This window comes from Salmonella sp. HY31, from assembly GCF_042604575.1.
GTDB lineage: Bacteria > Pseudomonadota > Gammaproteobacteria > Enterobacterales > Enterobacteriaceae > Salmonella > Salmonella diarizonae.
In genome coordinates this window covers 4,246,161-4,259,085 of sequence record NZ_CP170479.1, presented here as the reverse complement: position 1 = coordinate 4,259,085, position 12,925 = coordinate 4,246,161, and the positions used below count along the sequence as shown (strand labels likewise).

Sequence of the window (12,925 nt, the reverse complement as noted above, 5' to 3'; positions counted from 1 at the left end):
TTGTCTGGGGCAATAGTTATCACGCAGCGATCGAGAGGGAAAATGCAGAAAGGAAGGATCTTAAGGCGGATCAAAAAAAGCAGGATTGCAACCTGATTTTTGTGTCTTTTGTCACATAAAACCATTTTCATCCGTTGACATATGGCAAAAAATATTCAATCGAACGTTCGTTCTGTTGTTTTTTATACAGGAAGTGAGGGGGGGGCGGGAGGGATATCATGAGGATCAAAGAAAATAGGATGAAGAGTAGGCGCCTGAAGTGCGCCCGGGTACACTGCCACCACGCAGAGTGAAAAATGGGTCAACGTAATGGAGAATAAACTTACCGAACCACTACCGACGCGGATGCGAATTTTACGCGCCGCCAGGCAGTGTTTTGCTGAAAACGGTTTTCACAGTACATCAATGAAAACGATCTGTAAGGCCAGCGACATGAGCCCCGGCACACTCTATCATCACTTCCCTTCTAAAGAGGCCCTGATTGAAGCCATTATTTTAGAAGATCAGGAAAGAGCACTAACCCATTTTCGTGAGCCGCTGGAAGGCGTTGGGCTGGTGGATTATCTGGTGGAGTCAACTATTGCCGTCACGCGTGAAGACTACGCGCAGCGGGCGTTGGTCGTAGAGATTATGGCTGAAGGGATGCGTAATCCTCAGGTCGCGGAAATGCTAACCAATAAATACCACACCATTATCGCCTCGCTGGTTGCACGTTTTAACGATGCGCAGGCGAAGGGGGAAATTGGCGCCGATGTGGATAAAGAAATGGCGGCAAGGCTATTATTAGCTACCACATATGGTGTTTTATCGGATAGCAGCTCTGCTGAGAATGCCCGGCACGTCAGTTTTGCGACGACGTTAAGAACTATGTTAACCGGGCTACTAAAATGCAACTCTGCAAGCTAGTTGTCGGCAAAAATACGCGTTCGTTTTATACGAGCGCGTTATCATTTAGTTTGCCTGGTTATTTTCAGATGCTGAAAATAATATTGTGGTAAGGGTTATTGTTTTCCGCCAGGATTTTTATCGACTCTCTAACTCGCTGCGTTAATCGATAACGTACCCTTTATGTAAATAAAGGCTCAATACTTCTACTTTTTTACTCCATAAATTTTGCGCAGCCTCACAAAAAATAGCCTGACGTTGAAATGCTTATTCCATAATATCCTCTATACACTATACGTTAATTTGGGTTTAAATTTCATGTCGGGGATATCACGATGACACGCAATTTTACTGTTTCAGCCTGTCAGTATATTGTTACTGAAATAAACACTTTTGAAGATTTCATAACAAAGGTAAGAGCACTCCTTAATAAAAGTAAGGGTGCTGATGTCGTTATCTTCCCGGAACTATTTACCATTGAATTATTCACACTATTGAAAAAATGGCAAGAAAGACCAATTTCACACCTTATTTTAATTGAACAGTTCACGGATGCCTATAAGCAGCTTTTTCAACAGGAAGCGAAAGAAAGAGGACAGTTTATCGTTGCCGGCTCTCATCTGGAGCAGACCGGGGCAGATCGATATGAAAATGTTGCGCATATATGGGGACCCGATGGTGAACATTATTCCCACAGTAAGACGCATATCTTCCCGGCTGAACGTGGCTGGTATACTCAGGAAGGCGATAAAATGGCTGTTTTTCAACTGCCATTTGCCAGAGTGGGTTTTAATATTTGCTATGAAGCAGAAATTCCGGAGTGTGCCGCGACACTGGCGGAGCAGGGCGTGGAGTTAATTTTAACGCCTTCCGCCACGTTTACTGAACAGGGATTTTGGCGAGTCAGGCATTGTTGCCATTCACGTTGTATTGAAAATCAAATTTACCTTGTCCACTGTTGCCTGGGCGGAAATCCTGGCGGACCATTGCCTGCCTGCTGGGCCCGAAGTTCAATTTTAAGCCCCTGTGATGTCGTGTGGAAAAATCCACAAGGTATTATTGCAGAGGCGCACGTCAATAAAGAGGATGTCATCTCAGGAGAAATTAACCTCGATATTCTATATGAAAATAGACTTGAGGGAGCAGCAACAACGTTCAAGGACAGACGCAGAAAAGCAGGCATATACAATATCTGGCCATCACACATTAAATAACAAAATGTGTCCCTTCTATGTATTAACTGGAGGTCGTTATGGGATATTTAAAATTACCTGAGGGTAAAAGGATTGCGGTTAATCTTGGTGTCGATGTTGATGCTCAGTCTTTATGGCTTGGCGGATTTAATCGACCATCGCCATCCTTTATGTCACGCGGGGAGTTTGGTGCGCAAGTTGGCGTGCCGAGGCTTCTGAAATTGTTCAAAGAAAATAATATCAGAACCACCTTTTTTATTCCCGGACACTCTGTCGACACCTTCCCGGAAATCAGTAAAGCGATTTTTGATGCCGGGCATGAAATCGCTCACCATGGCTACTATCATGAAAACCCGACGCTGGTGAATCGTGACACAGAACGCCGACTTATGGATCTGGCATTCGCCTGTTATAAAAGACATTTCGGCATACGTCCTGCGGGATATCGTTCTCCCTATTGGGATTATAGCGAGAATACGCTGGATCTTCTGGAGGAAGCCGGTTTTATATATGACAGTAGCCTGATGGCGAGAGATCTTGTGCCTTACCATCCTCAGCGTTGGCAGGTGAATTGGGAGACGGGAAATATCGCAGGCCCAGCTAGCGCGATTCTGGAAATTCCTGTCAGTTGGTATCTGGATGACTTTCCCGCACTGGCGTATACCGGCAACCAGGAGGGGATGAGCGATACTGATGGTGTTCTGCGACGCTGGAAGGATATTTTTACCTATGCTTATAACCATCAGGAAAAAGGTTTATATGCGATGGCTCTTCATCCGCAGATAATCGGTCATGGGCATCATATGATGATGTTGTCACGTTTGATTGAACATATTAAAGGGCATGATGGCGTATGGTTTGCAACCTGTGAAGAGATAGCCCGTGTGTGGGTGGATGATGAAGAAGATCGTCAAAAAATGCTCCGTCCTGATGTTCGTGGCGTAGCGCCGGTTCCGGATGATTATGGCTGGCCTGGTAAATGATACCGCCTCATGACAATGTTAATAATATCAGCCGGGTAACGGATTACCCGGACAGAAGTTGTCTGTTTGCTCGCTCGTTAATTAATATTGTCCATCAGAAAGGGCTGCTATCCTGAGGCGTATAAAATTCTTTTTTATTTCAGTAAAAGCGTTAATTAACTGGAATGATTTGTTTTTTGATTTAAATCATTTTTTAGTGTATGCAGTAAAATAAAAAATTAAGAAAATAACATTCATAATGTGAATATTCAGAAAAATAAAATTTCCATAGTGATTAAGTTTTATTTAACGCTTTGATTTTTAATATTTTGTATGTGTTAATTGATGTGAGTCAATTTGGCGGTTTTTTATTGAATAAGTAAAAATTAAGTTGATATTTGTTTTTTGATGTGTTTTTTATATATGGCTGGTTATTATTCTGAAATGTCGATTTTTGAATAACGACGCTGTGATACCGGCGCCAGGGATACTTTGCGATAAAAGGGATTGAATATGGCAGAGAGCATTCAGTATAACCTCAATTGTATTTGGCCACTGTGGGTCAAAATCATCTTTGACGTTGCAATCGGCGGAATAACGTTCATTAGACGCGGGTAAACGTTAGCAAAACCTCTGTAAACCTGACGCTTTTCACGCTGTGTTTTTTGGTCGCTGCGCTTTTAATGAGAGTGACAAGAGTTGGCCGCCTGTATTCGTCTGGCCGCTGAACTGCCACCTGATCAACAAGGAGATAAATCATGGATGCGATTTTTTTAAAGCTCGACAATATCAAAGGCGAAAGCCAGGCTGAAGGCTTTGAAGATCAGATAGAGATCATGTCTTATAGTCACAATGTGGCAATGCAGGTAAGTAACGATGTTAGCCTCGCCGAGCGGACTTCCGGGCGCGCGCATGTTGGTGAAATGTCGCTCACCAAATTTGTCGACCTCGCCACGCCTGTGCTCAATGAGTACTGCTGTAGCGGGAGGCTAATTAGAAAAGCGGTGCTGACGTTGTGCCGCAATGACGATGGCAAGATGCGGCCGTTTATCGTTTATACCCTGACAAACGCGCTGATATCACAACTCAGTGTTAGCGGCGGCGGCGGCGGTAAGCCGGTGGAAACGATGTCGCTGAACTTCACGAAAATCGAATGGCAAATCACTGCCGAGAAATCAGACGGCGCTCAACAGGAGTCCAGATCGTCAGTATGGGATCTGGCGATGGACCAGAAATAATGATGACGCCAACCATTCCGGTCGCGCTATTCGACAGGCTCTTGGTTGAGGGGATAAGCCCACATGAATTGGTACGCCGAAAGTTAATGTGTTTATTCAATTCTTGCGCTGTGGCAGGTGGCGAGACGTTACCGCCGCTGCTCACTCGGGGTATGCCGGAATGGCACGAGGTAAATGTGGGTGATAAACGGGTTCTCAACTGGTTTTGCCGTGAACTTCGCGCTGCTATTTTACGTTATGAACCGAGAATCAACATGCTGAGAGTCAGTGTAAAAGATGCCCATCATCAGACGCTGGCGTTGTCTCTGGAAGCGATGTTACAGGATGAGTCTGAACCGTTAAGGCTGGAGATAGCCTACTCTAACGGTAGATGGCGCGAGTTAACGCAGGAAGGAACGCCGGGCCGGGCGTTTAACATTACCCACAAGCAATAAAACGCAGCGAGCGAACCTGATAATCAGGCAGGCAGTCCGCCTTTCGGTATGGCCGATCTGCCTGCATCATTTTCAGCGCACTATTGACGCTAATAGAACGTCGATTCGTTTAATATTGCTACGAGAACATATAACATTTTCATGATTGTTAATAACGGACCATGACCGATTTAAGTTCGGTATAGTCATCAATAAACGCGCTGCCAAATTCACGACCAATACCCGATCCTTTCATCCCTCCAAAGGGTACCGCTGGATCGAGGAAGGTATGCATATTGACCCACACCATGCCAGCATCAATATCTTCAGCGTAGCGTAATGCCTTAGAAATATTTTCCGACCACACACTTGCAGCAAGGCCAAATGGCGAAGCGTTGATATGCGAAAGCGCCTCTTTTTCATTCTGATAACCGATAAAACTACAGACAGGGCCAAAGGTTTCCTCGTGCATCAGCGTACTGTTTTTACTACGCACTTTTACCGCCGTCGGCTGTAAAAAGTACCCGTCGCCGGGTAAAGTCTCACCGCCGTAAACAATGGTATCCCCTTCTTCCCGTGCGAGTTGAATCAGACGCAGTACTTTTTCAAACTGAACCTGATTCGCCAGCGGGCCCATCACCGTTTTTTCATCTAAAGGCGAGCCGGGCGCGATCTCCGATAACCGTTGTCTGAGGAGCGTCATGACCGTATCCAGTTTCTCCTGGGGCAGATAAAAACGCTCTGCAGCCGCACAAATCTGTCCTTGATTCAGATAACCGGCTTCAAGAATACCGTTGACCATGGCTTGGGCCGTGAGATCATTGAGAAACAGCGCCGCATTTTTCCCTCCCAGTTCGAGGGTAACGCGTTTTCCTGACGATATTGCCGAACGCCGGACTTTCTTACCCGTCGCCACCGACCCTGTGAAACTGACTTTGGCGCAATCTGGATGCGCGATCAGCTGTTGCGCTATCTCACCGCCAACACCGTTTACCACGTTAATCACGCCATCAGGGAGACCCGCCTCTTTAGCCAGTTCAGCGACTCGCAGCAGCGTCAGCGGGGTATATTCACTAGGTTTGATGACAATGGTACAGCCACATACCAGCGCTGCGGCCAGCTTCCAGATAGCAATCATAATTGAGAAATTCCACGGCACGATACCGACGACCACGCCAATGGGTTGGCGTTGGGTAAACGCTGTGTATCTCTCTTCTCCCATTGATGGCAGTGAGACATCCAGCGTTTCACCGGTTATTTTTCCTGCCCAACCGGCAAAGTAACGCAGGAATGCCACTGACTGATCGAGTTCAAGACCGCGCGACAGCATAATCGTTTTACCTGAACACACGCTTTCCAGTTGAGCTAACTCTTCACGATGAGCGGCAAGAGTATCAGCCAGTTTCAGCAGTAATGCGCCGCGTTGTAACGTTGGCATTTTACGCCAGACATCAAACGCCTGTCTGGCGCTCTGCATGGCCTGTTCTGCCTGCGCAGGAGTTGCCGACACAACGTCGGCAATGATTTTGCCGGTGGCTGGGTTAGTGACCGAAAAGTTCGTGCCGTTTCCGGCCTGACGTTCACCTGCAATAAATTGCCCGTGTCGTTGGCGTAAAAAAGTGGTTACTTCGGCAAGTAATGTCACATCGCTCATCAGAAGTGCCTGTAGGTCAGGAATGTACGTTTTTCCATCCCAACATACTTGCCTGGAAATGAATATCGTTCCAAAGAACGTCATTCTTCCGGACGATATTTTGTAAAACGTTACCGTGCTGTGATAGCGGTCTTAGTCAAGCGTGATGACAAGGTAACGCGATGAATACAAAAATCGATGCGTTGAATTACTACGGCGCGACGAAAAAATACCCGTTGCATTTTCCTGCTCTGCAAGAGGATATTGATGCCGATGTGGTGATCATTGGCGGTGGCTTTTCAGGCATCAATACCGCGCTGGAACTGGCGGAGCAGGGGATCACCAATGTTGTCGTTCTGGAAGCCCGACATCTTGGGTATGGCGGCACCGGGCGAAACGGCGGTCAGGTAATGGCCGGTATAGGTCACGACATTGAAGCCGTTAAAAAATATGTAGGCGCAGCGGGAATGGAGACGCTGTTTAAAATCTCGAACCTCGGCGCAGGCATTATTCGGGAGCGAATTCGTAAATACCATATTGATGCTGATTTTGTCCCCGGATATGGTTATCTGGCCTACAACCAGCGGCAGTTAAAAACGCTGCAACAGTGGGAAAAAGAATTCAAAGCCGCTACGCCGGAAGACGATATTGAACTCTATACCGGTAAAGACGTGCAGCAGGTTATCGGTTCCGACGTCTATTGCGGTGTTCTCAAGCATATGGGGGGAGGGCATGTCCACTCGCTGAATTTATTGCTGGGCTCCGCTCAGGCTGCGAATTCGTTGGGGGTGAAGATATTCGAATATTCACCAGTGGTTGAGGTCAGTTACGGTAAAACTGTGCGGGTACGTACTGCGATGGGCAGCGTAAAAGCGGCCAAATTGCTGTGGGCCTGTGATAGTTTCCTCAATAATCTGGAACCAGAAATTTATAAGAAAACGCTGGTTACTTATTCTTATCAGGTCTCTACAGAGCCTCTCTCCAGTGAGCTTGTTGAGCGGATCAGTCCGTTGCGCGGGGCTTTCAGTGATATCCGCCCGGTTATAAATTACTACCGTCTCACAAAAGAAAACCGTCTGCTGTTTGGCAGTGCCACAAGGTTTCTTGAATATACCCCTCACGATTTTGCTGCCTGGAACCGCGCTCTGTTGACCGAGGTCTTTCCTTATTTGAAAGACGTTAAAATCGATTTTGCCTGGGGCGGACCGATGGCCTGTAGCGCGAATCTGTTTCCGCAGATTGGCACGCTTCGTGAGCACAATAATGTTTTTTATGTTCAGGGATATTCCGGATTTGGCGTCACGCCCTCCCATATCGTATGCAAAATTCTGGCCGAAGGAATAAATGGCGGTTCCGAGCGGTATCGTCTGATGAGTAGCATTCCCCACGCGACAATTTATGGTCGCGATAGTCTACGTCTATTGCTGGTCAGTGCTGGAAAACTGATACATCAAACAGCCGGTTTCTGGAAAGGCCGGAATTAACCAGGAGAACATTAATGCACGCTTTTAAACTCAATCAACCTGTTCCTGAATTACAGCCAGTCGGGAGTGTCAGCCTGTTGGGGGCGTTACCAACAGAAGGCGATCCCCAGGTCGCTGTCGCAATGATTTACGGTAAACCTGAGGATGTATTTACCTGTGGACTGTTTTCATCGACCCGCGGCGGTTTCACTATGATTTATCCCTTTACTGAGCATGCAACCGTGCTGGAAGGGGAAGTGGAACTCACTGTCGCTGGTCAGGAACCGATACGTTTTTCACCGGGCGATAGTTGGTTTGTTGAACAGGGAACCGAAGTGGCGTGGAAAGTTTTGACGCCCCGTTTTGTAAAACATTATCTGGCAAAAGTTGAAAGCCACAAGCAGGACTGAATCCTTTAATTGTTCGTCAGTAGCGTTGGCATTACTGGGGAGAATAACTCACTCCCCATTTGCTATTAGCGCGTGCGGGGACGGCGTCACAAATTTATTTACCGTTATCCCTCTTCAGGACGATACCCGCTGGATGGGATGCCTGCCATAAATAAACGTTATTCCGGAGCGGTAATTTATTGTTGTAATAATAGTGAAGAGGTTGACCATGTTTAAAAACAGACTTGCCAGCCATCTTGAACGTGGCGTTATCGGTTTCCCCACGACGCTTGCCAGCTCCGTCGGGCTGATTATGGCAAGCCCGGTGATCCTGACCGTGACCAGTGGTTTTGGCTCAGGGGGAGATACCTTTGCTCTTGCGGTATTACTGGCATTTATTATGATGCAAGCGCAGATTACCACCTTTGCCGAAGCGGCAACACTCATTCCCACGACTGGTTCCGTCTACGACTATATTTCCTGCGGGATGGGGCGTTTTTTCGCTATCACCGGTGCGCTTTGCGCTTATCTGATCGTACACATTTGCCGGAACGGCAGAAACAATTCTCGCTGGCGTCATGGCGTTGGTGAACTTTGAGTCTGTTAATGAACACGTGGCCATGCAGCACAATACCTGGATGGTTGGCGTCGGCATGGTAGTGGTTTTCGGAATACTGAATGCCATTGGTGTTGAAGTATTTGGCAAGGTGGAAGTATTTCTTACTTTCGGTATGTGGACTACCCTGACTATCTTCGGTTTATGCGGGATCATGTTATCCCCGGTCACTCATCATTCTGGGTGGTTTGGCGCACCGCTTGATGTCAGTAATCTCTCTGGTCTGTTTGGTTATATTGGCATGGCGATGTTTATGTTCGTCGGTTGTGAACTGGTAACGCCAATGGCGCCGGAAATTAAAAAAGCGCATCGTACGATTCCCAGAGCGATGGCGCTTGGCCTTTTAGCGGTGGCAGGTTGTATGTTCCTCTATGGCGCCGCGATTAATCGTCAGGTAAATAATGTGGTCGTCGATGCGGCAAACAATATCTTTTTACTGGATACGCCGATGGCTATTCCCGCCTTCGCTAATCGTGTCATGGGACATGTCGGGCAATACTGGCTGGGCGTGGGGTTGTTGTTGGCGGGATGTGCGACGATTAATACTCTGATGGCTGCAGTACCGCGTATTATATACGGCATGGCGCTGGACGGCGCTTTGCCGCGGTTTCTGACCTGGCTGCACCCTCGCTTTAAAACACCGGTAATCGCCATCGCTTTCGGTGTTGCGATTCCCTGTTTACACGCCTGGTATCTGAACGGTGATATCGACCACATTGTTCCGCTGATCCTCGCTGCGGTCTGCGCCTGGGGGGTAGCTTATCTGCTGGTAACGTTATCGGTCGTTATCTTACGTATTCGGCGTCCCGATCTGCCCCGCGCTTACCGGGCCCCCTGGTTCCCCTTACCTCAGATTATTTCGAGCGTGGGTATTATTATCGCCATTATTAATATTGCACCTCCAGGAATGAACAGTCGGGATGTACTTATACCATTCGGTATTATGCTTGGATTGACTGCCGCCTATGCCTTATTCTGGACATTATGTGTGCAACGGGTTAATCCTTTCCTCCCGCTTCCCGTAGAAGAGGTCGTGGAACGGGCGATGGGCAATTATGAAAAGCGAAACAATGAAGAGATGACGCCAGATGTCCTCCGTCCCCTGGTTTAAGAGCACATTAATGAACATGGTGTTACGTGATTTGAGCGGCTGGCGTTGTGAAAAATTGACCGAGCATAGCGCCGTGCTGCATCTGAATGCATTTACCCAGGTTATCTGCCATGTTCAGCAAAAACGGTTATTTATGGCCAGTATTTATAGTTGTGAATTCAGGGTGAAAGGCGCAATCAATTATCCTTTGCAGGGTAAAATTCGCGTTCATCAGCCCGGATGGCTGAAACGTTATCCAGTCATTTTTACTGGCAGTAAAAGTACTGCCGGGCTGATTAACTATCTTAATCGTTTCCCCAATTTACAACAGGCTCTGAGTGAACTGGATTATCGTCGGTTTACTCTGGTTTTACATCATAAGGAATGGTATTGCAGCATTGAGCTATGGGCTGCTAGCGAAGTGGTTTGTAAAATGCCGCCGCTGCGCCGTTATCTGCGGCTTGAGCGGCACCAGCGTGTTCTTCTGCTGAGTGTGATAAATATGATCAATCAGGTCATGAATCAATGGCTGCAACAGGATACCGACGCCAGATAATATGACATTTTATTGAAGTGCCAGCTCAGAGAGTGCTATTAATTCAGGCATATATGACACGCGGGGAAACGTCCCGCCATTGACGCGGGATAAAAGAGAAAGCGTTCACATATTCAGTGAGTGTTGTACCGAGGGCATTCTGGTTCGGGAAACCAGTTCCGTACGATTTATCACTTCTGTTTTAGCAAAAATATTGCGTAAATGCGTTTTCACTGTTGAGAGAGATATATTCAACTGACGGGCAATCAATTTGTTGCTGGCGCCTTCGCAGACCATTCCCACAATTTCACGCTCTTTTGCGGTCAATATTGACGCCAGATCGTTGTCTCCCTGAAGAGAATCATGAATCGCCAGTCCCAGTAAGGGTTGTACTGCCTGTGCTCGCAAACGCTCTTCGCTGGAAAAAGGTATATCGCGCATTAATGAAATGCCCGCGATAATACGATGGCCCCGACGAATAAAGATCTCAATCATGTCGCAAACATGATTAGGTAGCATAAATTCATGATAATAATGGCGATGACGGGCACAGATACCGGGCGTCATCGTCGCTACTGTAATAACCCGTTGGCCGAACCGGGAGGGCGATAGCGGGTCTAATGGTTGAAAATGCTCCAGATATTGTTGGTGTGTGTCATTAGAAATGTTATGTAAAACATAACCTTCCGGTTTTAAATAATCATTAACACGATAAAAAACTGCCGACGACAGAGGAATGAGTTGCGCAATGCTCTGTAAGCAATGGAGAGTGATCCCGTCATTATGGCCAGTATTTGATAAGGCTGACATGTTATCTCCTTCCATCCGGATGAGCGCGCCGGGACGCAGTAAGACAGTGGTTGTTGAAACATACAATTTACATTCATGTAACACAATCATTCATATGTTAATAATGTGACGCGTGTTGCGATATTTTTCATAACCATTTGAAATATATGACTTATAATCTAAATATCATCTTGTTTTTTAAAAAACATCTAAAAATTATTAATATAATGCTTTTCTGTCGTGGTTGAACTCATATCCTGAAAATGCCGTCGGTTCTCGTCCTTCAGGACGATATCCTTTTGAGACGACTGTTCTATGATTTTCTGAAACAGCGCAGGTTAACAGAGGCTTAATTTCTGGCTCAGATATGATTTGCTAAATAACGTTTCAATAGTGTCATGCGCTATGCAGAAAACCGGCGTGTCAATAGATACAGCTTGCTCACGGCATTCTGCCCGCAGCACCAGACGGACGTTATTGCGAAATGTTAGTGATGTCTCTGCATCAGAAATGATAATTACAGGACAGAATAATGTTGAATCTTAACACATTACGGCAACAGCAAATCCCCGTAATGACTGAAAACCGGGCGCTGGTACCCTTTCATATTCTGGCGAAACCCATAGGCCCTGCGTGTAATCTGGCCTGCCGCTATTGTTATTACCCACAGGGTGAAACGCCCGTAGAAAAAATGAATGAATCAACGCTGGAGGTTTTTATTTGTCGCTATATTGCGGCGCAACCTGCCAGTGCGCGTGAAATTAATTTTGTCTGGCAAGGCGGTGAACCGCTTTTAGCCGGAATCGGTTTTTATAAAAAGGTAATAGCGCTTCAACAACGATATGCGCCTGATGGCGTGACGATCAGTAATAGTCTGCAAACGAATGCGACGTTGTTAAACGATGCCTGGTGCCGTCTGTTTCGCGACAATAATTTTACTATTGGCATCAGTCTTGAGGGCAGTGAAGACTTGCAAAATCATCATCGTCCGGGCAAACGTGGCGAGGCCAGCTATCCGGCTGCGCTACGGGGAATCGCATTGTTACAACACTATCGAGTCGATTTTAACTTACTGATTGTCGTGCATGATGACATGGCTCGCCATGCGGCAGCCATCTACGATCATGTTGTTAGTCTTGGCGCTCGTTATCTGCAATTTCAGCCACTGATGAACGAAGGCAACGCCCTACAGCAAAGTTACCGATTGAGTGCGGATAACTGGGGGCGTTTCATGATCGATATCTGGCGTCAATGGCGCAAACGCGGCGATATGGGGCGGGTCTTTGTGATCAATCTTGAACAGGCATGGGCACAATATTTTACGCATATCAGCGCCACTTGTGTCCACTCCGCCCGCTGCGGCACGAATCTGGTCATGGAACCGGATGGCAAACTCTATGCCTGCGATCATCTGATTAATAGCCAGCATTACCTGGGACAGCTTGCTAATAATACGTTAGCTCCAGCAGTAGATGCCGCAATCCGGCTTCCCTTTGGTATTAAGAAAAGCCAGCGCCGGGAGTGTCAACGGTGTTCTGTGAAAATGGTCTGCCAGGGAGGCTGCCCCGCACATATCAACAGTGCCGGCTACAACCGACTTTGTAGCGGCTATTACTCTTTTTTCACGGAGATTCTGGCTCCGCTTCGTGCCTGGCCCCGGGATCTGAATGGCCTGAAGGCCTGGCGTGCTGACGTTGTGAACAGGTTTTCGGGCTGATA

11 protein-coding genes and 1 pseudogene are annotated in these 12,925 nt (G+C 47.0%); 10 read left to right on the top strand and 2 right to left on the bottom strand.

The window, feature by feature from the left end:
• The first annotated feature begins 309 nt into the window (after positions 1-309).
• From ACE15A_RS20380 to iraD, 5 genes are all read left to right on the top strand, one after another.
• Positions 310-906 (top strand): TetR/AcrR family transcriptional regulator, encoded by a 597-nt coding sequence (locus ACE15A_RS20380; RefSeq protein WP_023247077.1) that lies wholly within the window; start codon positions 310-312, stop codon positions 904-906.
• Between the two features lie 314 nt (positions 907-1,220).
• Positions 1,221-2,099, top strand: a complete 879-nt coding sequence (locus ACE15A_RS20375) for a carbon-nitrogen hydrolase family protein (RefSeq protein ID WP_023247078.1) — start codon at positions 1,221-1,223, stop codon at positions 2,097-2,099.
• Positions 2,100-2,137: 38 nt separating this feature from the next.
• Entirely contained in the window at positions 2,138-3,061 is a 924-nt protein-coding gene (locus tag ACE15A_RS20370; RefSeq protein ID WP_053508179.1) for a polysaccharide deacetylase, read from the top strand.
• A gap of 737 nt (positions 3,062-3,798) precedes the next feature.
• Entirely contained in the window at positions 3,799-4,278 is a 480-nt protein-coding gene (locus ACE15A_RS20365) for an Hcp family type VI secretion system effector (RefSeq protein ID WP_053508177.1), read from the top strand.
• Positions 4,278-4,712 (top strand): anti-adapter protein IraD, encoded by a 435-nt coding sequence (gene iraD / locus ACE15A_RS20360; protein ID WP_053508175.1) that lies wholly within the window; start codon positions 4,278-4,280, stop codon positions 4,710-4,712. Before ACE15A_RS20365 ends, iraD begins: the two co-directional genes overlap by 1 nt.
• A 148-nt stretch (positions 4,713-4,860) precedes the next feature.
• Here the strand turns inward: iraD and ACE15A_RS20355 are convergent, their stop codons facing one another.
• Positions 4,861-6,345 (bottom strand): NAD-dependent phenylacetaldehyde dehydrogenase, encoded by a 1,485-nt coding sequence (locus ACE15A_RS20355; protein WP_053508173.1) that lies wholly within the window; start codon positions 6,343-6,345, stop codon positions 4,861-4,863.
• Positions 6,346-6,506: 161 nt separating this feature from the next.
• Between ACE15A_RS20355 and ACE15A_RS20350 the strand changes: the two genes are divergently transcribed.
• The 4 genes and pseudogenes from ACE15A_RS20350 (at position 6,507) to ACE15A_RS20335 (ending at position 10,438) form a co-directional block, all read left to right on the top strand.
• Positions 6,507-7,808, top strand: coding sequence for an FAD-binding oxidoreductase (locus tag ACE15A_RS20350; RefSeq protein ID WP_023247083.1), 1,302 nt, complete (start codon positions 6,507-6,509; stop codon positions 7,806-7,808).
• Positions 7,809-7,822: 14 nt separating this feature from the next.
• Positions 7,823-8,197 (top strand): cupin domain-containing protein, encoded by a 375-nt coding sequence (locus ACE15A_RS20345; RefSeq protein WP_023247084.1) that lies wholly within the window; start codon positions 7,823-7,825, stop codon positions 8,195-8,197.
• Between the two features lie 208 nt (positions 8,198-8,405).
• A pseudogene (locus tag ACE15A_RS20340) lies at positions 8,406-9,903 on the top strand (APC family permease).
• The gene (locus tag ACE15A_RS20335; protein WP_023247086.1) at positions 9,881-10,438 is read left to right on the top strand and encodes a DUF3156 family protein; all 558 of its coding nucleotides are present in this window, start codon (positions 9,881-9,883) and stop codon (positions 10,436-10,438) included. Before ACE15A_RS20340 ends, ACE15A_RS20335 begins: the two are co-directional and overlap by 23 nt.
• A 105-nt stretch (positions 10,439-10,543) precedes the next feature.
• Here ACE15A_RS20335 and ACE15A_RS20330 read toward each other — a convergent pair whose 3' ends face one another.
• Positions 10,544-11,227: a LuxR C-terminal-related transcriptional regulator gene (locus ACE15A_RS20330; protein ID WP_023247087.1), complete on the bottom strand. Its 684-nt coding sequence runs from the start codon at positions 11,225-11,227 to the stop codon at positions 10,544-10,546.
• A gap of 511 nt (positions 11,228-11,738) precedes the next feature.
• On the opposite strand from ACE15A_RS20330, the gene ACE15A_RS20325 reads away from it, so the two are divergent.
• Positions 11,739-12,923, top strand: coding sequence for an anaerobic sulfatase maturase (locus ACE15A_RS20325; RefSeq protein WP_053508171.1), 1,185 nt, complete (start codon positions 11,739-11,741; stop codon positions 12,921-12,923).
• Positions 12,924-12,925: the final 2 nt, after the last annotated feature.

Coding starts and splice junctions, on each gene's coding strand:
- ACE15A_RS20370 (WP_053508179.1), top strand. CDS start 2,138: ATGGGATATTTAAAATTACCTGAGGGTAAAAGGATTGCGGTTAATCTT.
- ACE15A_RS20375 (WP_023247078.1), top strand. CDS start 1,221: ATGACACGCAATTTTACTGTTTCAGCCTGTCAGTATATTGTTACTGAA.
- ACE15A_RS20365 (WP_053508177.1), top strand. CDS start 3,799: ATGGATGCGATTTTTTTAAAGCTCGACAATATCAAAGGCGAAAGCCAG.
- ACE15A_RS20350 (WP_023247083.1), top strand. CDS start 6,507: ATGAATACAAAAATCGATGCGTTGAATTACTACGGCGCGACGAAAAAA.
- ACE15A_RS20380 (WP_023247077.1), top strand. CDS start 310: ATGGAGAATAAACTTACCGAACCACTACCGACGCGGATGCGAATTTTA.
- ACE15A_RS20335 (WP_023247086.1), top strand. CDS start 9,881: ATGTCCTCCGTCCCCTGGTTTAAGAGCACATTAATGAACATGGTGTTA.
- ACE15A_RS20345 (WP_023247084.1), top strand. CDS start 7,823: ATGCACGCTTTTAAACTCAATCAACCTGTTCCTGAATTACAGCCAGTC.
- ACE15A_RS20325 (WP_053508171.1), top strand. CDS start 11,739: ATGTTGAATCTTAACACATTACGGCAACAGCAAATCCCCGTAATGACT.
- iraD (WP_053508175.1), top strand. CDS start 4,278: ATGATGACGCCAACCATTCCGGTCGCGCTATTCGACAGGCTCTTGGTT.
- ACE15A_RS20355 (WP_053508173.1), bottom strand. CDS start 6,345: ATGAGCGATGTGACATTACTTGCCGAAGTAACCACTTTTTTACGCCAA.
- ACE15A_RS20330 (WP_023247087.1), bottom strand. CDS start 11,227: ATGTCAGCCTTATCAAATACTGGCCATAATGACGGGATCACTCTCCAT.